This is a genomic window from Xenorhabdus beddingii (assembly GCF_002127545.1).
GTDB classification, from domain to species: Bacteria; Pseudomonadota; Gammaproteobacteria; order Enterobacterales; family Enterobacteriaceae; genus Xenorhabdus; species Xenorhabdus beddingii.
Window position 1 is genome coordinate 1 of the sequence record NZ_MUBK01000001.1, and the last position, 21,161, is coordinate 21,161.

At 44.9% G+C, this 21,161-nt stretch carries 19 protein-coding genes and 1 tRNA gene; 4 read left to right on the forward strand and 16 right to left on the reverse strand.

Translation table 11 applies throughout. The features are described from left to right. Positions 1-243: 243 nt before the first annotated feature. From Xbed_RS00005 to xerD, 8 genes are all read right to left on the reverse strand, one after another. Positions 244-450, reverse strand: coding sequence for a helix-turn-helix transcriptional regulator (locus Xbed_RS00005; protein WP_086110913.1), 207 nt, complete (start codon positions 448-450; stop codon positions 244-246). A gap of 218 nt (positions 451-668) precedes the next feature. Further along, complete coding sequence (locus Xbed_RS00010; RefSeq protein ID WP_086110914.1) at positions 669-1,883, reverse strand: tyrosine-type recombinase/integrase; 1,215 nt, start codon at positions 1,881-1,883, stop codon at positions 669-671. A 175-nt stretch (positions 1,884-2,058) separates the two neighbouring features. Beyond that, positions 2,059-2,132, reverse strand: a tRNA-Gly gene (locus Xbed_RS00015). Between the two features lie 171 nt (positions 2,133-2,303). After that, positions 2,304-3,818, reverse strand: a complete 1,515-nt coding sequence (gene lysS / locus Xbed_RS00020; protein WP_086110915.1) for a lysine--tRNA ligase — start codon at positions 3,816-3,818, stop codon at positions 2,304-2,306. A 9-nt stretch (positions 3,819-3,827) separates the two neighbouring features. After that, positions 3,828-4,926, reverse strand: a protein-coding gene (gene prfB / locus Xbed_RS00025) for a peptide chain release factor 2 (protein ID WP_139837436.1) whose coding sequence is annotated in 2 segments (ribosomal slippage) — positions 3,828-4,850 and positions 4,852-4,926 — 1,098 coding nt in all. Because the reading frame shifts where the segments join, the coding sequence is not laid out codon by codon here. A gap of 218 nt (positions 4,927-5,144) precedes the next feature. Then, positions 5,145-6,878 carry a single-stranded-DNA-specific exonuclease RecJ gene (recJ, locus tag Xbed_RS00030; protein WP_086110916.1) on the reverse strand — a complete coding sequence of 578 codons (1,734 nt, stop codon included), beginning with the start codon at positions 6,876-6,878 and terminating at the stop codon, positions 5,145-5,147. A gap of 46 nt (positions 6,879-6,924) precedes the next feature. Then, on the reverse strand, positions 6,925-7,626 hold the full coding sequence (gene dsbC / locus Xbed_RS00035; RefSeq protein ID WP_086110917.1) for a bifunctional protein-disulfide isomerase/oxidoreductase DsbC: 702 nt from the start codon (positions 7,624-7,626) through the stop codon (positions 6,925-6,927). Positions 7,627-7,654: 28 nt separating this feature from the next. Continuing rightward, complete coding sequence (gene xerD, locus Xbed_RS00040; protein WP_086111112.1) at positions 7,655-8,554, reverse strand: site-specific tyrosine recombinase XerD; 900 nt, start codon at positions 8,552-8,554, stop codon at positions 7,655-7,657. 254 nt (positions 8,555-8,808) lie between these two features. Between xerD and fldB the strand changes: the two genes are divergently transcribed. After that, a complete protein-coding gene (gene fldB / locus Xbed_RS00045) occupies positions 8,809-9,327 on the forward strand; it encodes a flavodoxin FldB (RefSeq protein ID WP_086111113.1) in 519 nt (172 codons plus the stop codon). A 58-nt stretch (positions 9,328-9,385) separates the two neighbouring features. On the opposite strand, the gene Xbed_RS00050 is transcribed toward fldB, so the two are convergent. Genes Xbed_RS00050 through Xbed_RS19645 form a run of 3 tightly spaced genes read right to left on the reverse strand, consistent with a single transcriptional unit; the run spans position 9,386 to position 10,253 of the window. Then, positions 9,386-9,811, reverse strand: coding sequence for a protein YgfX (locus Xbed_RS00050; RefSeq protein ID WP_244182367.1), 426 nt, complete (start codon positions 9,809-9,811; stop codon positions 9,386-9,388). Continuing rightward, the gene (gene sdhE / locus Xbed_RS00055) at positions 9,792-10,058 is read right to left on the reverse strand and encodes an FAD assembly factor SdhE (protein WP_086110918.1); all 267 of its coding nucleotides are present in this window, start codon (positions 10,056-10,058) and stop codon (positions 9,792-9,794) included. Before sdhE ends, Xbed_RS00050 begins: the two co-directional genes overlap by 20 nt. Before the next feature lie 27 nt (positions 10,059-10,085). After that, a complete protein-coding gene (locus Xbed_RS19645; protein WP_167371838.1) occupies positions 10,086-10,253 on the reverse strand; it encodes a hypothetical protein in 168 nt (55 codons plus the stop codon). 39 nt (positions 10,254-10,292) lie between these two features. Between Xbed_RS19645 and ygfZ the strand changes: the two genes are divergently transcribed. Together ygfZ and Xbed_RS00065 are read left to right on the forward strand one after the other, a co-directional pair. Beyond that, complete coding sequence (gene ygfZ, locus Xbed_RS00060; protein WP_086110919.1) at positions 10,293-11,294, forward strand: tRNA-modifying protein YgfZ; 1,002 nt, start codon at positions 10,293-10,295, stop codon at positions 11,292-11,294. A gap of 15 nt (positions 11,295-11,309) precedes the next feature. Next, the gene (locus Xbed_RS00065; RefSeq protein WP_086110920.1) at positions 11,310-11,915 is read left to right on the forward strand and encodes an HD domain-containing protein; all 606 of its coding nucleotides are present in this window, start codon (positions 11,310-11,312) and stop codon (positions 11,913-11,915) included. A 220-nt stretch (positions 11,916-12,135) separates the two neighbouring features. Here Xbed_RS00065 and Xbed_RS00070 read toward each other — a convergent pair whose 3' ends face one another. Together Xbed_RS00070 and Xbed_RS00075 are read right to left on the reverse strand one after the other, a co-directional pair. Beyond that, positions 12,136-12,906 carry a type 1 glutamine amidotransferase gene (locus Xbed_RS00070; protein ID WP_086110921.1) on the reverse strand — a complete coding sequence of 257 codons (771 nt, stop codon included), beginning with the start codon at positions 12,904-12,906 and terminating at the stop codon, positions 12,136-12,138. Positions 12,907-13,262: 356 nt separating this feature from the next. After that, the gene (locus Xbed_RS00075) at positions 13,263-14,804 is read right to left on the reverse strand and encodes an MFS transporter (RefSeq protein ID WP_086110922.1); all 1,542 of its coding nucleotides are present in this window, start codon (positions 14,802-14,804) and stop codon (positions 13,263-13,265) included. 773 nt (positions 14,805-15,577) lie between these two features. On the opposite strand from Xbed_RS00075, the gene Xbed_RS00080 reads away from it, so the two are divergent. Then, a complete protein-coding gene (locus Xbed_RS00080; protein WP_086110923.1) occupies positions 15,578-16,192 on the forward strand; it encodes an ATP-dependent Clp protease proteolytic subunit in 615 nt (204 codons plus the stop codon). 89 nt (positions 16,193-16,281) lie between these two features. On the opposite strand, the gene gcvP is transcribed toward Xbed_RS00080, so the two are convergent. The 3 genes from gcvP to gcvT all read right to left on the reverse strand — a co-directional run bounded on the left by gcvP (position 16,282) and on the right by gcvT (position 20,800). Continuing rightward, complete coding sequence (gene gcvP / locus Xbed_RS00085; RefSeq protein ID WP_086110924.1) at positions 16,282-19,158, reverse strand: aminomethyl-transferring glycine dehydrogenase; 2,877 nt, start codon at positions 19,156-19,158, stop codon at positions 16,282-16,284. An 83-nt stretch (positions 19,159-19,241) separates the two neighbouring features. Next, entirely contained in the window at positions 19,242-19,634 is a 393-nt protein-coding gene (gcvH, locus tag Xbed_RS00090) for a glycine cleavage system protein GcvH (protein ID WP_086110925.1), read from the reverse strand. 68 nt (positions 19,635-19,702) lie between these two features. Beyond that, entirely contained in the window at positions 19,703-20,800 is a 1,098-nt protein-coding gene (gcvT, locus tag Xbed_RS00095) for a glycine cleavage system aminomethyltransferase GcvT (protein ID WP_086110926.1), read from the reverse strand. Between the last annotated feature and the right edge of the window lie 361 nt (positions 20,801-21,161).

The window sequence follows — 21,161 nt, forward strand, 5'->3', positions numbered from 1 at the left end:
TGGACTGATTGCTTACTGCCTTAAATGGAAAAAGCCGTCACTGAAAATTTTCTACTCAGACGAAGATTTTCCAGCAACGGCTTAAGCGGTATTCGGGTTAAATTTAGGGTGAATTTGGTTAAACTGTGTATCAGCCATATCGTAAGTCTCCTTTACGTTGTGGTCAGACGCCTCAGATGTGTTAGCGCACTCTGGGGCGTTGTTTTTTTATGTTACGTTTCTTATGTCATGTTCTTTTATGCGTTATGCCGCCCGTGATTCCGCGATACGTTGCGCAATCCAGTCATCAATTTCTGATTCAATAAAGGCGACTGAGCGAGAGCCGAGTTTGATTTGTTTCGGAAATTCCCCGTCGCTAATCAGCTTGTAGATCCACGCTTTGCTATAACCCGTTCTGCGCTGAACTTCCGGCAAACGGATAAGATTTTCCTTCGGTGCTGTTATTGTCATATTTTTTCTCCTGTTACCGAGTCCTTGAGCGCTCATCGTGGACGTTGTTTGATGACAGGAGAATTATTTAAAAAGCAAGATTAAATGAACAGCGTTAATTATTTTTCCAATTTGTTGAATTTATCGTTTTATATGAGGCTCTACCTTTCTATCTGTATGTTGTATGAAAAACTGTCTCTGTTGGCACTACCAACAAAGTCTGAAAAACAATCATGTCATTAGGCCCTTTTACCAAATTTTCCGGTTAACACGTTTTCACCTCGTTCCAGCATCTCCATATAATCCGCATACCATTGCAGCATTTCCTTGCGACCATCGAGATATTGTGCATGATTGTAAGTGCCCCGGATGCTGTTCTTGTCAACATGGGCAAGCTGCGTTTCAATCCATTCAGACGGGTACCCTTGCTCATGCAAAATTGTGCTCATAGTATGACGAAAACCGTGGCCTGTTGCCCGCCCTGTATAACCAATGCGCTTAATTAATACATTTAACGCCATTTCACTCATCGGCTGTGATTGTTTTATTCTGCCGGGAAAAAGATATTTTCCTTGGCCTGTAATAGGTTTCATCTGCTCTAAAATATCAATAGCCTGCTGTGATAATGGAACAATATGAGGGCGACGCATTTTCATTTTTTCAGCCGAAATTTCCCAAATAGCCTTGTCTAAATCAATTTCTGACCATTCCGCTTTACGTAATTCACCAGGGCGAACGCCTAATATCATTTGTAAACGCATCCCCATTTTTACGATGAAACTACCTGTATAAGCATTTAAGGCTTTGTAAAATTCATGGAGTTCATCAACAGTTAAAAATGGATAGTGGGATTTTTTATGAGGAATAAAAGCAGAAGCTAAATCAGGTGCGGGATTATATTCAGCTCTTCCCGTTACTATTGCATATCGCCACACTTCACCGCAGCGTTGACGCACTTTTCTGAGCTTCTCCGTCGCTCCCCGATCATTCAATAGAGATAAAACAGCCATCAGATCCATTGGTTTAATTTCAGCAATAGGTTTTTTGCCTATATAGGGGAAAACATCTTTTTCAAATGTTTCCATCATTTCTAGTGCATAGGAAGCTGACCATCTGTCTTTGCGTTTTTCATACCATTCACGCGTTATATTTTCAAAGGTATTTTCTATCAGGTTTGCTGCAGATAATTTTTCAGCTTTTCTTACTTCACTGGGATTAATTCCATTAACCACTAGTTTTCTGGCTTCGTCACGTTTAGCTCTGGCTTCTGTGAGCGTTACAACCGGATAGACACCTAATGAGAGCATTTTGGTTTTACCAGCAAATTGATAACGGTATCTCCAACCTTTCGAGCCATTAGTATCAATTAACAAAGATAGCCCGTTGCCATCCGCCAACGTATAGGCTTTTTCCTTTGGCTTCGCCCGCTTAATCATTAAGTCTGTCAGCTTCATAATCCACCAATATTGTATAGAAAAAAGTGTATAGGAAATTTCTATACAAAAAACCATACAACAAATTGCATAGATTTAGAAAGACAATACTAGACTAAGAGAGAATAGCATAGGCATGAATCACTTGATTTTACTGAGATAAATAGACTTTTATGGGTCGTGGGAGAAGTGTATCTGGAGCGAGTGAAGGGAATCGAACCCTCGTATAGAGCTTGGGAAGCTCTCGTTCTACCATTGAACTACACTCGCATCAATGACGTGACGTTGTTAAATATATACTCCTTGCTGGATCTCAGCAAGTGATTATCATTAATATTTGTCTACATTTCAACCTGTTGTCTAACGCTTTCTTATCTATATAAAAAAACCCCCTGCCAGTTAATCTGGCAGGGGGTTTCGCCGATTTTAATCAAAAAATGATTATTTATTCGGACGCATTGCCGGGAACAGGATGACGTCACGGATAGTATGGCTGTTAGTGAATAACATTATCATACGGTCGATACCAATCCCCAAGCCCGCTGTTGGTGGCAAGCCGTGTTCCAGCGCCGTGACGTAATCTTCATCGTAGAACATGGCCTCGTCGTCACCTTCGTCTTTCTGGCGAACCTGCTCTGCGAAACGTTCAGCCTGATCTTCGGCATCATTCAGTTCCGAGAAACCGTTACCAATTTCACGGCCACCAATGAAGAATTCAAAACGATCCGTAATGAATGGGTTTTCATTGTTACGACGTGCCAGCGGAGAGACTTCTGCCGGATATTCGGTAATGAACGTTGGCTGAATCAGGTGGCTTTCTGCGGTTTCTTCAAAAATTTCACACTGAATACGACCCAAACCCCAGCCTTTTTCAACGTCAATGCCCAAAGATTTCGCGATAGCAACCGCTTTATCCATATCATCCAGATCCGCCATGTTGGTTTCTGGGCGATATTTGCAGATCGCTTCTTTCATGGTCATTTTGGTGAAAGGCTTGCCAAAATCGAACTCTTGTTCACCGTATGGCACCAACGTTGTGCCCAACACTTCTTGAGTCAAAGTACGGAACAGTTCTTCGATCAATACGATCAGATCTTGGTAATCCGCGTAAGCCATGTAGAGTTCCATCATGGTGAACTCTGGGTTGTGACGCGGGGATATCCCTTCGTTACGGAAGTTGCGGTTGATTTCGAAAACACGCTCAAACCCCCCCACGACCAGACGTTTCAGGTACAGTTCCGGGGCAATACGCAGGTACATATCAATGTCCAGCGCATTGTGGTGCGTGGTGAATGGACGCGCACTTGCACCACCAGGGATCGCCTGCATCATGGGGGTTTCAACTTCCATGAACCCTTTTTGGGTCATGAAGTTACGCAATGCCAACATCATGCGGGAACGGATTTGGAATGTCTTGCGGGATTCATCATTCGCGATCAGATCCAAATAACGCTGGCGGTAGCGGGTTTCCTGATCCGCCAAACCGTGGAATTTATCCGGCAGTGGGCGTAGTGCCTTAGTCAGCAAACGCAGTTCAGTACAATGGATGGAAAGTTCACCCGTCTGAGTTTTAAACAACTTACCCCGTGCGCCTAAAATGTCACCCAAGTCCCATTTTTTGAACTGAGTATTATAAATGCCTTCCGGCAAGTCATCACGGGAAACGTAGAGCTGAATGCGGCCACCCATGTCTTGCAAAGTGGCAAAGGATGCCTTGCCCATGATGCGACGTGTCATCATGCGACCCGCGACGGTCACTTCGATGTTCAGCTCTTCCAACTCTTCCTTGGTCTTGTCATCATATTTTGCATGCAGATCTGCGGAAATGTTTTCGCGACGAAAATCATTTGGGAAAGCAACACCATTGCTGCGCAGTGCAACAAGTTTCTCACGACGAGTTTTCAGTTCATTATTTAAGTCAGGAGCTTGTTCAGCTCCCTGCTGTTGTTGTGACATTTTAGTTCCTCATAGGCCAGCTTTCAGGCTTGCTTCAATGAATTTGTCCAAATCACCATCCAGCACAGATTGCGTATTGCGGGTTTCTACCCCCGTGCGCAAGTCTTTAATGCGGGAATCATCCAAAACGTAAGAGCGGATCTGGCTACCCCAACCAATATCCGATTTGTTCTCTTCCATGGCTTGTTTATCCGCATTCTTCTTCTGCATTTCCAGTTCGTACAGTTTTGCTTTCAACTGTTTCATCGCCTGGTCTTTGTTTTTATGCTGAGAGCGGTCGGTCTGGCATTGGGTTACCGTGCCAGTCGGTACGTGGGTGATACGTACAGCAGATTCAGTTTTGTTGACGTGCTGCCCCCCCGCACCAGAGGCGCGGTATACGTCGATACGTAGATCAGCCGGATTGATCTCAATATCAATATCGTCATCTACCTCTGGGTAGATAAAGGCAGAGCTGAATGATGTATGACGACGGCCACCTGAGTCAAACGGGCTTTTACGTACCAAGCGATGAACGCCCGTTTCTGTACGCAGCCAACCATAAGCATATTCACCAATGATTTTGATGGTGGCGGATTTCAGACCTGCAACTTCACCATCAGATTCTTCAATGATTTCGGTCTTAAAGCCTCTGGATTCAGCCCAACGCAGGTACATGCGCATCAACATGCTGGCCCAATCCTGAGCTTCTGTACCCCCAGAACCCGCCTGAAGATCCAGATAGCAGTTCGCGTTGTCATATTCGCCAGAGAACATACGACGGAATTCAAGCTGACCCAGTTTCTCTTCTAACTGTTCCAATTCCGCGAGGGCTTCATTGAAGGTTTCTTCGTCATCCGCTTCCACCGCCAATTCCAGCAGGCCGTTCACATCTTCCAATCCCTGATCGAGCTGATCGATGGTTTCTACAATGATTTCCAGTGATGAACGCTCTTTACCCAACGCCTGTGCCCGATCCGGTTCATTCCAGACATCAGGCTGTTCCAGTTCAGCATTAACTTCTTCTAAGCGTTCTTTCTTGGCATCATAGTCAAAGATACCCCCTCAGAACGTCTGTCCGCTCAGACAGGTCCTGAATATGGTTTTTTACCGGATTAATTTCAAACATATTTTGTGTCTTATACGTTGTGTATTATGAATAAATGATGGTCGCGATGGTCGCATAGATATTTCCGAACCGTGCATTGTAACGGATCTATCAGAGGCTTTATAGCATTTCTGGAGATTTGCCACATCATCATCTGTTTTTGATTAACCTGCTGTTAATCAGGCCCTTTGGATCATGTGGCAGTGATTATTTCGTTTGCGCCTTCAATTTGGATTCATTCAATACGGCCAAATATGCTGGATCAAAAGCTGGACATCACGATTACCACGAAATTCGTTAATATCCAGTTTATAAGCCAATTCTACCGTTTTGATGCTATTATCCGGCCAGCGACTGACATCAATGTTAAATGCGATGCCATCCAGCATTGGCCCGCCATTAAGTGGCTCAAGCATCACTTTCAGATGATTTGCCCCCACAATTCGCTGTTGCAGCAATTTGAATTTACCGTCAAAAACCGGCTCTGCAAATGCCTGCCCCCACGGGCCACCATCACGCAAGATTTCAGCGACCCCCAGCGACAACTCTCCTAATGCCAGTTCTCCATCACTCCAGATCACACCTTCAAGCTGGGCAATATCCAACCAATCTGCCATCAATTCGGAAAAATGGCGCTGAAAGAGGTCAAATTTGTCTTGCTCAATCGACAATCCCGCCGCCATCGCATGGCCACCAAATTTCAGCATCAACCCCGGATATAGGGTATCAAGACGTTCAAGGGCGTCACGCATATGCAGGCCATTCACAGAACGACCCGAACCTTTTAGCGTTCCGTCGCCAGCAGGGGCGAAAGCGATAACCGGACGATGAAAGCGTTCTTTGATGCGCGAGGCCAGAATACCGACTACCCCCTGATGCCATTCAGGGTGGTAAATCGCCAGGCCATAAGGTAACTGAGTATGGGTACGCTCGATTTTATCGCAAATCTGCAAGGCTTCTTGCTGCATACCTTGCTCTATTTCCCGACGGGTTTGGTTCAGTCCATCCAGCTCACAAGCAATCTGGCGGGCTTGCACGATGTCATCGGTCAATAATAATGCCACCCCAACAGACATATCATCCAAACGTCCGGCGGCATTTAATCGGGGTCCCAATGCAAACCCCAAATCACTGGCTGCCAGTTTTGTCGATTCCCGTTTGGAGACTTCGAGCAACGCCCGTATCCCCGCACAGCAACGCCCGGCCCGAATGCGACTTAATCCTTGATATACCAAAATACGATTATTGGTATCAAGGGGAACCACATCTGCCACCGTACCCAGTGCCACTAAATCCAGCAATTCCGCCAGATTAGGCAGGGGGATCCCCTGCTGCTCGAACCATGCTGATTGGCGTAATTCTGCCCTGAGTGCCGACATCAGATAAAATGTAACACCAACACCCGCCAATGCCTTGGAGGGAAAGGAACAGTCAACCAGATTGGGATTGATGATGGCATCGGCGGCGGGCAATGTTTCACCCGGTAAATGGTGATCCGTGACAACCACTTTGATGCCGTGTTGATGTGCTGCGGCGACACCATCATGGGATGAGATCCCATTATCGACGGTGATAATCAGGTCAGCGCCTTTTTTGACAACTTCATCAACGACTTGAACGCTTAATCCATAACCATCTTCAAAACGGTTGGGGACAAGATAATCAAGATTACGATATCCCATTGCACTCAGGGCGCGAATGCTCAATGCAGTACTGGTTGCCCCATCCGCATCGAAGTCCCCGACAATCACAATGCGCCAATGTTCATGCAAAGCCGTGACCAGCAAGGCAACGGCCTGCCCGATGCCATTAAGGGATTGATAATTGAGAAGTCCTTTTGCGCCACGCTCCAGCTCATCAGCTTGACGTATGCCACGCATGGCGTATAAACGGCGCAACAGCGGATGGATATTGTCGGGAAGAAGGCTGAGGTCCGCCGCAGGTCGGCGGCGGAGTTTTGTTTCTCTATTCACAGATTTTTATTCACTTTCACTGAAAGGGATGCATTATCGATCCCGATTATTCGCCTTGCTTCTCCAGCTCAGCCAGTAAATCTTTCGGTGGCAGGTAACCGCCGAGCACATTGCCATCTTTTAGGATAATCGCCGGTGTGCCCCGAACACCAAACTGCGAGCCTAGCTGATATTGTTTTGCAATATCAATTTTGCAGTTCTTGATGGGCGAAACTTTTTCGCCTTTGAAAACCGCATTCAGTGATTTATTCGGCGTCGCACTGCACCAAATAGACTGCATCTCTTTAGCGGATTCATGTTGCAGCCCATGACGAGGAAATGCCAGATAACGGACCGTGATCCCCAGATCGTTATATTCCTTCATGCTTTCATGCAATTTGTGGCAATAACCACAGGTAATATCAGTAAAAACCGTGACGACATGTTTTTCTTTCGGCGCTTTGTAAATAATCATTTGATTTTTCAAAGCCTCCAGTTTCTTAACCAGAACCTGATTACTGACATTTTTCGGTGCCTGACCACTAATATCATAAAGTGGCCCCTGTAACAGATATTTGCCATCATCGGACATATAAATAACGCCCTGCTCAGTTAAAATGGCACTCACACTTGGCAGTTGTGACGGAGTAATACTTTCAGCCTTAATTCCCATTCTAGACAGTGAGTTATTGATGGCACTTTCATCAGCAAAGACATTGCTGGCAACAGCAGTCAACAGTAATGAAAGGCAAAACGCAATCTTCTTCATTATTTGTTCCTTTATTCTCATCCCGTGGCTACCCACGGGGATGATGTTGTTGATGCAGCACTTTGAGGCGTTCAGTGGCTACATGAGTGTAAATCTGAGTTGTGGAGAGGTCACTGTGACCTAATAACATCTGCACAACCCGTAAGTCAGCGCCATGATTGAGTAAATGTGTGGCAAAGGCATGGCGTAAAACATGGGGTGACAAGCGTTCGGTGTCAATTTCTGCTAATACAGCATAGTGTTTGATCCGATGCCAGAACGTCTGCCGTGTCATCTGCGTTCCCCGCTTACTGGGGAAAAACACATCCGATACGGAGCCATTCAATAACCACGGCCGCCCATATTCCAGATATTTTTCCAGCCAATAAACGGCCTCTTCTCCCAGAGGAACCAGTCTTTCTTTATCCCCTTTACCCACAATTCTGACCACTCCCTGACGTAAGCTCACATCCGATAACGTCAGGCCAACCAATTCAGAGACCCGTAGCCCACACGCATAAAGCACTTCCAGCATGGCTTTATCCCGCAGTTCAATCGGTTGGTCAACCAAAGGGGCATTGAGCAAATTCTCAACTTGCTTTTCGCTTAAATCCTTGGGCAAACGCTTAGGTAATTTGGGCGCAGATAATAATGCGGTTGGATCATCTGCCCGCATTCTTTCACGATAAAGATACTGAAACAACCGCCGCATTGCACTGAGCAAGCGGGCTGAACTGCTCGCTTTATAACCGCCATCCACCCGCTCAGCCAAAAAAGATTGTAGTTCTATAGACTGCACTGAAAGTAAATCATGGTCATAATGCGCCAACCAATTATTCAGGGCTTGTAAATCAAGCCGGTAAGAAGCCAGAGTATTTTCAGCCAGACCTTTTTCCAGCCAGATAGCATCAAGAAATTGTTCTATCAGAGGGTTAGCCGATGAATGCAGTTCCGTTGAACGCGGTTCCGTTGAACGCGGTTTCGGAGAATTATTTTCCGGTGAACGATTTGTAGGTGAACCGTTTTTTGGCGAACCGTTTTTTTGTGAATCGTTTTCTGATAAATCGTTTTCTGATAGATCATGTTTTCTTGGCACAAGCCCTCCTTTTTTATCTGCGCCTTCCAATCGGCTATTATGCCTGAAAAAGCGATTATTCTGTTACAATACCACCCCTGATATCCAAAATTCCCTGATAAAAAATGATGAAAATTGGTCTCTTTTACGGCTCCAGTACGTGTTATACAGAAATGGTAGCAGAAAAAATACGCGATATACTCGGTGAAGACTTAATCGACCTGCATAATGTCAAAGATTGTGATCCCAAATTGATGGAAGAGTATTCTGTCTTGATCCTCGGTATCCCAACGTGGGATTTTGGGGAATTGCAAGAAGATTGGCTGACTATTTGGGATCAGCTTCCCTCACTGGATCTGGCAGGAAAAATCGTTGCCATGTATGGCATGGGAGATCAGATCGATTATAGTGAGTGGTTTTTGGATGCGTTAGGGATGCTGTATCATCACCTGCGGCCAACGGGTGTACAATTTATTGGTTTCTGGCCAACAGCAGGCTATGAATTTACCAGCCCGAAACCCTTATCTGACGATGGTCAGCAATTTGTCGGGCTAGCGTTGGACGATGTCAATCAGTTTGAACAAACTGATGAGCGTTTAAGCGAGTGGTGTATGCAGATTTTGGCTGAGATGGAAGCGTTATTCTGACTATATTTTGTTTTGGCTATTTTTGTTGTGGTTGTTTTTAATTAGCAAGTTAATCAGTTTAACTATCAGAATATTGGCGCATAAGCTGGTTTAAGTGGCGCCATGCTTCTGGTGAGACACTGTCTGAGGCTACCCATAACCGAATTGGCGGCTGGTGGCTTTCGTTTTCTGCCCGCCCAAAGGCATGAAGTATGACAATCATTCCATAGCGACTCAACCACGGTGGTTGAGTAATGCTCCACGCGGCTGTTTGCCAGTGCACTTTATTGCCCTTAAACAACACCAATCTTCCCCGGCACCGACGAATATTTTCCTGACTCCATATCCCACTGATCATGATGATAGCAAGCAAGGGGAGCCAGAAAAAAAGAGTGTCAGCCGGCCACGGTGCCAATAAAGCCGCGACTGCAACTCCGCTATGTACGCCAATAGAAAACCGGCAGGTCAGGCGGGATATTTTTAATTTACTGTTCCACAGGACCACGGGCTTGGTTTCTGCTCTGGATCAATTGCACCATCTGGAAAAGATCATCGTCTTCAGGGCGACCATGATTCATGAGCCAGTTGAAAAGATCGGGGTCTGGGCATTCCAGTAAGCGAACAAAGATCCGCTTGTCGTCATCATTCAATGAATCGTATTCATATTCAAAAAATGGCATGATGGAAATATCCAGTTCACGCATTCCACGACGACATGCCCAGTGAATACGCGCCTTGTTATCAATATCCATGTTTAAAAAGCCTCTTTATCATTTTCATCAGACCGGATTATCAACGATTCCAACCTGTTTTTCATCATCTGCGACGGCTGCATCCCCGAATATATCGACAAGTTGCGAAGCGTATCGCAACAAACCCACCACGAAAGTGTGATCAATAAATAACAGGAATAACCCCTTTGCATTGAGCAGCTTCTCTTTTACCATTAGTGTTATTTCTCAGATAGTTTACTAGCAGGAGCTGTTATGGCTTACCAAATTCCGTTTTCTGCACCATCTCCATCCTCTTCTGCAACACTCCCTCTGACCTTAATTTCCCTTGATGATTGGGGGATCGTGACTGTCATTGGGGCTGATGCGGAGAAATATCTGCAAGGCCAAGTGACCGCCGATATCGTCTCCCTGAATAAAAACCAACATGTGTTAACTGCTCATTGTGATGCCAAGGGAAAGATGTGGAGTAATCTACGGCTGTTTCGGCGTGGCGAAGGTTTTGCTTATATTGAACGTCGTTCTATATTGGATACGCAATTAACTGAATTGAAAAAGTATGCCGTGTTCTCGAAAGTCACTTTTACCCAAGATGAAGAAAGCACCTTGTTTGGTGTCGCAGGTACCGGAAGCCGGGAAGCACTGGCAACTCTGTTCCCTGCTTTGCCGGATGCCGAATCCCCTGTCATTCAACACGAAACGACAACCCTTCTTCATTTATCGCTTCCCACTGAACGTTTCCTTTTAATCACGGACAGTCCCACTGCCGCTCAATTAACCGAAACATTGGTCGAAAAATTCCAATCACAGTTACATGACAGTCAGCAATGGCTGGCACTGGAAATTGAAGCCGGTTTTCCTGTGATTGATGCGGCCAACAGTGCACAATTCATTCCACAAGCGACAAATCTTCAGGCAATCGAAAACAGTATCAGCTTTAAAAAAGGCTGTTACGCCGGTCAGGAAATGGTGGCTCGGGCTAAATACCGGGGTGCAAATAAGCGAGCCATGTACTGGCTGGCTGGCAGTGCTTCTACTTTGCCTGCCGCGGGTGATGATCTGGAATGGCAACTGGGTGATAAATGGCGTCGGACAGGTTCGGTGCTGGCGGCGGTCAAACTGGCTGATGATTCAGTTTGGGTGCAAGTTGTCATGAATAATGATATGGAGGCAGGCAGTATCTTCCGTATCCGCGAAGATGGAAACCATGCACTTACCATTCAGGTGCTGCCTTACTCATTAGATGAAGAAAAATAATTATTGAGGTTTGATATGTCATTAGCTGCACCTCCTGTTGATTTCGGCCCGTTTAGCGATGTTATTGCGTTTATCATGGAGCTGGATAAATTAAAATATGTCCATCGCAAGACAAAGCTACTGAATAATACGCGCCATGAAAACTCCGCTGAACATAGCTGGCATTTTGCAATTGCCGTACTCGGTTTTGCTCCCTATGCCGGGGATGTGGATATTAACCGTGTCATGCAAATGGCTCTGATTCATGACATTGTTGAGATCGATGCGGGTGATGTGATTGCGTTCGATCTGGCTGCCCGTGAAGCCATTCATGAACTAGAGGTTAAAGCCGCTGATCGTATTTTTGGTTTATTGCCGGCAGCACAGGGAAAATATTTTCTGGAACTTTGGCACGAATACGAAGATTCCCTCACTCCTGAAGCGCGTTTTGCCAAAACACTCGACAGGATCATGCCCGTATTTATGAATCTGCATAACCAAGGGCAGAGCTGGGTCGAAAATGACATTCGCTTTGAACAAGTCTACAAACTGCTCCATTTTGTTGCCGAAAGTTATCCTGAACTCTGGAAATACCTGCTTCCGCAATTGGAAGCAGCGAAGGAAAAAGGCTGGCTGAGGTAATTTTTTTCTTTCGATCTGTTTAAATAAGCTGTCAGGTTCAACCAATACGGTATCTGACAGCTTCAAGATATATTTTAAACATATTCTCTCAAAAAATTTATTCACAATCCCATACTGATTGTTCAACCACATTCATCTTTTGTTTTCTTATAGCCATTATCATCACTCAATAAAAATTAGCGGATTATGTGATGATATGGCCGTCAACGTAAGGATTAACTTAATTTAATGGATAGCCATCCAATTCTTCAATGTTATTTCGAAGCCATTCAGTTTTCTCCAAATAAGCCGCTGTCAATTTATCCAAGAAAACAAATAAATAATTATTCATTTCACTGTAATCATGGGAACGCAGAATGTCTGGTGTTTGAACAAATTTATATTCCGCCGCTTCATTAAGATCTTTTTTAGAATGTTTGATAAGCAATTCGACAACATCCTGAGTCAATTCCATATGACACTGGAAACCATAGACGATATCGCTGTATTCAATTATCTGTCTGGGGCAACCTTCACTAAAAGCGATAATTTTTGCATCTGGTGTTAAACCCGGCATGTCATTATGCCAATGCCCAACTTCGAGCGTTTCACCAAAATGGGTAAATTTGTCATTTTTTGCCCCTTCTGTCGTTAGGGTAATCGGATATTTCCCGATTTCTTTCTCCGGGCTGTGTTCGAAAGGTGCGCCCAGCGCTACCCCTGTTAATTGTGCTCCAAGACAAATACCAACAACGGCTTTATTTGAAGCAACAGATTTCACAATCAACTGCTTTTCCGCTTCTGAGTCAAAATGTGCACATTCAGCGATGGTCGTATCTGGACTTTGCGGTCCTCCCATAACAATCAGAAAATCAAAATCTTCTACGGTGTCTGGTAATTTATCCCCCTGATAAACTCGTGAAAAGGTGGTCTGATAACCTCTCTTATTAGCCCAATCTTCGTATGCTCCGGGAGCTTCAAAATATTCATGCACAACAAAATGTACTCGCATAATTGTATTACCTCAAAAAGGATTGAACGGTATTGTTCAGAGGAATATAACGTTCTAAAACTTGCCTGATATTTTTGGCTAATAGTTAAACCTGTTTATCATCCAAAGATGAAATTCTAAGTGTTGAATCAGTTCCTGTCTATTGTCTGATCATGGGATACAGTGTAAAAAAGCAGTGTAGGAATATTTCCAACACTGCTTCGGTTGAATCTCGTTAATTTATCTATTATTAACGTCAGTCGGTGCACAGAACAATGTAAATGGCGATCACCGTAACCCAATCAAAAAACACCCACAAATACAATAAATTTTATTTTATGCAAAATTTTCATTTCATAATGATGATTTTATTAAAATTAACTTTCATTTATAACTTTGCGCTTCAATATCCTAGATCTTCTTAAAAGAGACCAGACGATCACGGCTATAATTCCAGTCAATCCCGTGGTTAACCAACTCGTTATATTAATGGCATTAGTGAAAGACACCGCTGCTGCATCCACTAATATCTGACCTTCAATGCTTGTCAGTGAATGAGCAACTGAATGAGCACCAGCCAATGTCTCCACTGCCAATCTGGCTTGTTCCTGAGAAATCTCATCAGGCAGCTTCAGATTCAAACGATAAAAAGCAGTTACTGAGCCACCAATAACGGTTGTTCCAAGTACAACACCAACCTCATATGCTGTTTCGCTGATTGATGAAGCTGCACCGGCCTTGGAAGGCGGAACAGACGAAAGTATCAAATCATTGGAAACAGAGGCAATCGCACCCACTCCTATATTCAGTAAGGTAAAAGCGATAACGATTGAGGTCAGATCACTGCCTATACAGGCGATCAAGAAAAATGCCGAACCGGCCAAAACAAGTAAAAAGGGCATAAGCCAATATACGGATACTCTCTGAGCAACAGGGACTATTGCCATTCCAACAACAATGGCCATGACTTGACCAGGCACCAATGCAAGGCTGGCTGACAGAGGTTTCATACCTAGCACGATTTGCAGGAACTGAGTGGCAAAAAAGACAAAACCGACCAACAGCCCCAAACTCACTAAGTTTACGATAACTGAACCGGCAAATATGCTATTGCGGAATAGGGAAATGTCCATCAGCGGTACTGCTAATTTCTGCTGCCGACGTATAAACCCTCTCCCGCTAACCAAGCCGATAGCGAGTGCAGCAACGACATAGAGGTCAGCGCCATCACTGGCTATATGCTTAATTGCATAGACAATACCTGCCATTGCGATAATTGATAATAAGGCACTATAACCATCGATAAACCTTGTCTGCTTTTTGTCAGACACAGGTAATAAAATGGGGCCAAAAATCAATAAGGGCACCAGTACTGGTACAGCCAGTAAAAAAATGGCATTCCAGTCAAAATATTGCAGCAGCACACCGCCAATCACCGGTCCCAAGGCCGAACCAACGGTAAGTGTTGTTGCCCAAATAGCAACAGCAATACGACGTTGCTCTCGATCTTCAAAAAGGCAGCTAATCAAGGCCAGCGTCGATGGCATCAGCATCGCACCAAAAAAACCCAATGCAGCTCGCCCAATAATCAACTGTTCTGACGATAGGGATAATGAGGTTAAAACTGAAACAACGGAAAATCCCAGTGATCCCAATAGCAATAACACACGATGGCCTACACGATCCCCAATACTGCCCATAGAAACCAGTAATCCGGCCAACACCAAAGAATAAGCATCGATTATCCATAATTGTTGATTTGCACTCGGCTCCAAAGCCCCGGCTATTTTTGGCAACGCAAATCCCAAAATAGTATTGTCCACAGTGACTAATAAAACAGGCAACATTAATATCAACAATCCAAACCAATTACGCAATCCGGCTCGTTTATTCGAATTTACGCCTTTGTTCAATGACATTATCTGAATCCCTTTTATCTTAATTTAAGCATATAAAAATGCGCGGAAGATTAACGGCATACCAATAAAGTTTTGCTTTATTTTTTACAGTAATATGAAGTTATTTGAAGAAACCGGTAATTATGAGATCACTAAACAATCATCATGTGTCATTAATAAATGACACTGAAAATTATGTTTATGATTAAAGAGGGAGCTAACTATAGAAATAATAAAACGCTGTCCAAACAGGCATACTGGTGGAAGTGGTTTGAGATAAAAATGTCTGTGAGATTTGAAGCATCGTCATAGTGAAAATATCCAAAATAGTTATCTTACTTTACTGCTTTCTCGCTACGGGTTTAAGGGTGTTTTATGACCCGCCGATCACATTTTCATCACTAATGATATTGCAATATTAAAAATAATCAATTAAATTTATCTTGCCATCAAGATACTCTGCAATTTTACCGAATAACATCATATTTAGCGTCTGCTTTGTTAGGCTTTTGATTTTCCCATAGAACCCATTAATCCTCTACTCCCGCCACGTTAACTATTTGAATAAAATCAATAAGTACAAATGACATTTAAATTAACCCTTGCTGCCTAATTTATTGATATGGATTAAAATATGAAAATAATCAAATACCTTTTCATAAAGGTAACACACTGAAATTCCTGACACTTTCTTATTCCCCGTAGAGCCATGAGTAAGGAAGTGTCCTACCCTTTTGAAATATCATTTATATACTCGAATTTATCTTTAAATCAGAACAAAGGAGTCACGGGCTATGTTGCTACCGATTCAGAAAGATGATGAAGAAAAAAAGGAACCTGATGAGATGAGCTCCTCTTCCTTACTTATTCAACAAAAAATGCTGGACCATCGTTCCATTATTATTTCAGGTGAAATCAATCAAACATTGACAGAAAAAGTCGTTTCTCAGCTCCTGTTGTTACAAGGCATCAGCGATGCTCCGATAAAAATATATATCAACAGTCAAGGGGGGCATGTTGAAGCTGCTGATACTATTCATGATATGATTAAGTTTATCAAACCCGAAGTACATATTATCGGTACAGGTTGGGTTGCCAGTGCAGGGATTACTATTTTTCTCGCCGCAAAAAAAGAACACCGTTATGCTCTCCCCAATACTCGTTTCATGATCCATCAACCACTCGGCGGAGTCCGGGGTCCGGCGACTGATATCGAGATTGAAGCGAAAGAAATTGTCAGGATGCTGGATCGTGTTAATCAATTAATTGCGGATGCCACTGGACAGCCAATAGAAAAAGTGAAACAAGATACTGACCGCAACTACTGGATGAATCCAAAGGAAGCCATTGATTATGGTATTGTAGGTCAAATAGTCTCCAAATACGAAGAGTTGGATCTGGATAAATAGAAATCTGGGCCAATAGAAAAATGAAATGTCGTCGAGGGTATTCCCGTCCTACTGGACGGGGATACCACAGCGTACTGCATTAATCGTCATTAACGATAATCATCAATCGGCGCACAAGAACAATGTAAGTTGCGGTCACCATAAACATCATCAAGGCGTTTAACTGTCGGCCAGTATTTATTGGCTTTGGTTTCCTCGGTTGGGAAAACAGCAACTTCACGGCTGTATGCGTGATCCCATTCAGCAATGAGTTCGCTCTGAACGTGTGGAGCATTAACCAATGGGTTATCTTCCAAAGGCCATTCCCCTTTTGCCACTTTGTTGATTTCTTCCCGAATCGCCAGCATTGCGTCAATGAAACGATCGATTTCCACTTTGCTTTCTGATTCCGTTGGTTCAACCATCAGGGTTCCCGCAACGGGGAATGACATGGTGGGTGCATGGAAACCATAGTCAATCAGACGCTTGGCAATATCCATTTCACTGATACCAAACTCTTCTTTCAATGGGCGTATGTCCAGAATACATTCGTGGGCAACGTAACCATCGCGTCCGGTATACAGGATCTCATAAGCGCCTTTCAGACGAGCAGCGATGTAGTTCGCATTCAGGATTGCGACCTGGCTGGCCTGTTTCAGCCCTTTTGCTCCCATCATGCGGATATACATCCAACTAATGGGTAAAATGGAAGCACTGCCAAATGGGGCTGCGGATACCGCTCCCAGTGTCGTCACACCATCCATTTCGACCACTGAATGGCCGGGCAAAAATGGGGCCAGGTGTTTTTTCACTCCAATCGGCCCCACGCCAGGACCACCACCGCCATGTGGAATACAGAAAGTTTTATGCAGGTTCAGGTGTGAAACGTCGGCACCGATAAAGCCCGGTGTCGTGATACCCACTTGGGCATTCATGTTCGCCCCATCAAGGTAAACCTGCCCGCCGTTTTGATGGATAATGTCACAAATTTCACGGATGGTTTCTTCATAAACGCCGTGAGTCGATGGGTAAGTCACCATGATACACGCAAGGTCGTCACGATGTTTTTCTGCTTTTTCACGTAAGTCGCCCAGATCAATGTTGCCTTCTTTGTCACAGTTCACGACAACAACCGTCATGCCCGCCATCTGTGCAGAAGCCGGGTTGGTGCCGTGGGCTGAACTGGGTATCAGGCAAATATGGCGATGTTGTTCACCGCGACTGGCGTAATAGCGGCGAATTGCCAATAGACCCGCATATTCCCCTTGTGCCCCTGAGTTTGGCTGCATACAAAAGACATCATAGCCGGTCAACAGTACCAACCAATGGGAAAGTTGACCGATCAACTGCTGATAGCCTTGTGCCTGCTCGGGTGGGCAGAATGGGTGCATATCCGTAAATTCAGGCCAGGTTATCGGCGTAATTTCCGCTGCCGCATTCAGTTTCATGGTGCACGATCCCAGCGGGATCATGGCCTGATTCAGCGCCAAATCTTTACGTTCCAGACTGTGCATGTAACGCATCATGTCAGTTTCGCTATGATAGCGACGGAAGTTGTCGTGTGTCAGAATTTCATCATTACGCAGCATGGCGACAGGGATGGATTGACTATTGCCCGCGCTTTCCCTGTCCAGCGTTTCGATATCCAATACCGCATCAGAACCCGTCAACACCTGGAATAAAACGGCCAGATCATCGCGGCTGGTTTTTTCACTCAATGACACGCCAACGGCACCGAAAATATCGCTACGCAGGTTAACTTGCGCTTTCTCCGCTCTTGCCAATACGTGTGCTTTATCCGCCACTTCAACCGTCAAGGTATCAAACCATGTCTTATGACGCAGTGTGATACCCGCTTGTTGCAGACCCGCAGCCAGAATATCAGTCAATCGGTGAATACGGTGAGCGATGCGCTTCAAGCCCTCTGCACCGTGGTAAACCGCGTACATGCCCGCGATATTTGCCAGCAAGACCTGCGAGGTACAGATATTTGAGTTCGCTTTTTCACGGCGGATATGCTGCTCACGCGTTTGCATTGCCATACGCAATGCCCTATTACCGGCTGCGTCACGAGAAACGCCGATAATCCGCCCCGGCATGGAACGCTTGAATTCATCGCGGCAGGCAAAGAAGGCGGCATGAGGGCCACCATATCCCATCGGTACACCAAAACGCTGCGCAGAGCCAAATACCATGTCAGCCCCTTGTTTACCCGGTGCGGTCAGCATAACCAGGGCCATAAAATCCGCAGCAACGCTAACAACGATTTTACGTTCTTTCAGCTTGACGATTAAATCACGGTAATCGTGAACTTCGCCCGTAGTGCCAACCTGTTGCAGCAGGACACCAAAGACGCCTTCCAGTTCCAGCGCTTTTTCTGCTTTATCAACAATGACTTCAAATCCAAATGTTTCGGCACGGGTAAGTACAACATCCAATGTCTGTGGATGAATGTCATCTGCCACAAAGAAACGTTCAGCGCCTTTCAGCTTGCTGATCCGTTTTGCCATGGACATGGCTTCCGCCGCTGCCGTTGCTTCATCCAATAGAGAAGCAGAAGCAAGATCCAAGCCTGTCAGATCAATCGTTACCTGCTGGAAGTTGAGCAGTGCTTCTAGCCGACCTTGAGAAACTTCCGGCTGATAGGGGGTGTATGCCGTGTACCAACCCGGGTTTTCCAACAAATTGCGCAGAATAACGGGGGGAAGTATTGACGGTGCGTATCCCATACCAATATAAGATTGATAACGCTGGTTCTGGCCCGCCATCGCTTTTAATTCGGCCAGTGCCTGTTGTTCTGTCGCACCGTCACCGACTGCGGGGGGTTCTGGCAATGCGATATCACGGGGAACGATTTTACCTGTCAGATCGTCAAGAGAATTTGCGCCCACGGTCGCCAACATTTCTATTTGCTGTTCAGCAGAAGAACCAATGTGGCGACGAATGAATTCACCTTGATTTTCAAGTTGGATTAATGTCTGGGTCATTGATGATAATTTCCTGAAACTCGCTAAAAACGGCACACATAAAAACGCCCCATTCACAGCGTGATATGGGGCGGTCAACATAATTATTCGTCTTCTTCCAAGAGTGACTGGTAGCCTTCAGCATCGAGCAGATTGGCAAGTTCCTTCTCATCAGTCACTTTGAGGCGGAACAGCCAACCTTCGTGATACGGCTTACTATTCACTAATTCGGGAGAGTCTCCCAACTCGGGGTTAACCGCGATAATTTCACCACTCAAGGGCGCGTAGATATCAGAAGCCGCCTTGACGGATTCGACAACTGCACAATCATCACCACTGTTTACCGCTGTGCCGATTTCAGGCAAATCAACGAATACCATATCACCCAATAGTTGTTGAGCATGTTCGGTAATACCTACTGTGTATTCACCATTGCCTTCCGAACGAACCCATTCATGTGATTCTGTATATTTCAATTCTGCTGGTACATGACTCATCGCTGCCATCTCCTTGTTTCTTATTGATTAATAAAAAATCAAAACAATCAAAATATTACAATCGAAAATCATTCTACGAGTGGTTTACCCATCCGTACAAAGCCCGGTTTAACAACCTGAACCGGCATTTCGCGGTTACGGATCTGAACAATCGCCTGTTCACCAATGCCTTGGGGTACCCGTGCAAGGGCTATACTGAACCCCAGGGTTGGGGAGAATGTCCCGCTGGTAATCACGCCGGAACGTATTTCTCCGGCAGCATCGGTGAAGCTGACCGTTAAGCCACCACGCAATACCCCTTTTTCACGCATGACTAACCCAACCAATTGTTCTGTACCTGCTTCTCGCTGCCTTTCCAGCGCTTCACGGCCAATGAATTGACGATCTTCCGGTTTCCAGGCAATCGTCCATCCCATGTTAGCGACTAGCGGTGAAAGGGTTTCATCCATCTCCTGACCATAAAGATTCATACCCGCTTCGAGGCGTAATGTGTCACGTGCACCCAACCCCGCAGGTTTCACGTCTACAGTTAATAGTTGCTGCCAAAAATCCGCTGCCTGTTCTTTCGGTAACGCAATTTCATAACCCGATTCACCGGTATAACCCGTTGTCGCAATGAATAGATCCCCAGACTGAACACCAAAGAAAGGTTTCATACCGATGACGGACTGCTTTTGTTCATCACTTAACAACGATTGAACTTTCGCCTGTGCCTTTGGCCCTTGAACCGCGATCAATGCCAAATCATCACGCACCGTAATCTCAACGTCATATTGCTCCGCATGGCGGTTAATCCATGCCAAATCTTTCTCACGGGTTGCTGAGTTAACAACCAGACGATAAAAGTTATCAGTGAAGAAGTAGACAATCAGGTCATCAATCACGCCACCTGAAGCATTCAGCATCCCGGTATAAAGCGCCTTGCCCTGTTCGGTCAGTTTGGCAATGTCATTTGCCAGAAGGTAACGGAGAAAATCACGGCAACCTGGGCCGTGTAAATCCACAATTGTCATGTGGGAAACGTCGAACATACCAGCATCAGTACGCACGGTGTGATGCTCGTCGATCTGTGAACCATAATGCAGAGGCATCATCCAGCCATGAAAATCTACCATGCGTGCCCCGCATGCCAGATGTTGATCATATAGTGGGGTGTGTTTGGACATTATTTCCCTCTTTCCATTCTTGACACGAAAACATTTGTGTCTTGAAAAAACATTCGTGACCTGAAAAAACATACGGCGTATTAACCGGCAGATGTTGGATCATGAAGCAAAGAAGCGGTTAATCACGCAAACGATACCTTAGAACCCGAAGTTATCACTGAAAATGGAAATGAACCATAAAATAAATTAGCGGCACTGGAGTAATAATCTAAAAAAACGCCGACTATTATGCAGAATTTTTGTCTGATTTATTGCGTCAAAGTACTCAAAATTTGCAACAAATGGCAGGAAACAATCTTTTTTGATTGGAAAATGACTAAAGTGTGAAGTAAATCAACGGTACACACCTTAGTCCGATATG

Coding starts and splice junctions, on each gene's coding strand:
- Xbed_RS00070 (WP_086110921.1), bottom strand. CDS start 12,906: ATGCGAGTACATTTTGTTGTGCATGAATATTTTGAAGCTCCCGGAGCA.
- dsbC (WP_086110917.1), bottom strand. CDS start 7,626: ATGAAGAAGATTGCGTTTTGCCTTTCATTACTGTTGACTGCTGTTGCC.
- ygfZ (WP_086110919.1), top strand. CDS start 10,293: ATGGCTTACCAAATTCCGTTTTCTGCACCATCTCCATCCTCTTCTGCA.
- gcvH (WP_086110925.1), bottom strand. CDS start 19,634: ATGAGTCATGTACCAGCAGAATTGAAATATACAGAATCACATGAATGG.
- Xbed_RS00005 (WP_086110913.1), bottom strand. CDS start 450: ATGACAATAACAGCACCGAAGGAAAATCTTATCCGTTTGCCGGAAGTT.
- Xbed_RS19645 (WP_167371838.1), bottom strand. CDS start 10,253: ATGGTAAAAGAGAAGCTGCTCAATGCAAAGGGGTTATTCCTGTTATTT.
- fldB (WP_086111113.1), top strand. CDS start 8,809: ATGAAAATTGGTCTCTTTTACGGCTCCAGTACGTGTTATACAGAAATG.
- Xbed_RS00010 (WP_086110914.1), bottom strand. CDS start 1,883: ATGAAGCTGACAGACTTAATGATTAAGCGGGCGAAGCCAAAGGAAAAA.
- gcvT (WP_086110926.1), bottom strand. CDS start 20,800: ATGTCCAAACACACCCCACTATATGATCAACATCTGGCATGCGGGGCA.
- Xbed_RS00075 (WP_086110922.1), bottom strand. CDS start 14,804: ATGTCATTGAACAAAGGCGTAAATTCGAATAAACGAGCCGGATTGCGT.
- Xbed_RS00080 (WP_086110923.1), top strand. CDS start 15,578: ATGTTGCTACCGATTCAGAAAGATGATGAAGAAAAAAAGGAACCTGAT.
- gcvP (WP_086110924.1), bottom strand. CDS start 19,158: ATGACCCAGACATTAATCCAACTTGAAAATCAAGGTGAATTCATTCGT.
- Xbed_RS00065 (WP_086110920.1), top strand. CDS start 11,310: ATGTCATTAGCTGCACCTCCTGTTGATTTCGGCCCGTTTAGCGATGTT.
- sdhE (WP_086110918.1), bottom strand. CDS start 10,058: ATGGATATTGATAACAAGGCGCGTATTCACTGGGCATGTCGTCGTGGA.
- lysS (WP_086110915.1), bottom strand. CDS start 3,818: ATGTCACAACAACAGCAGGGAGCTGAACAAGCTCCTGACTTAAATAAT.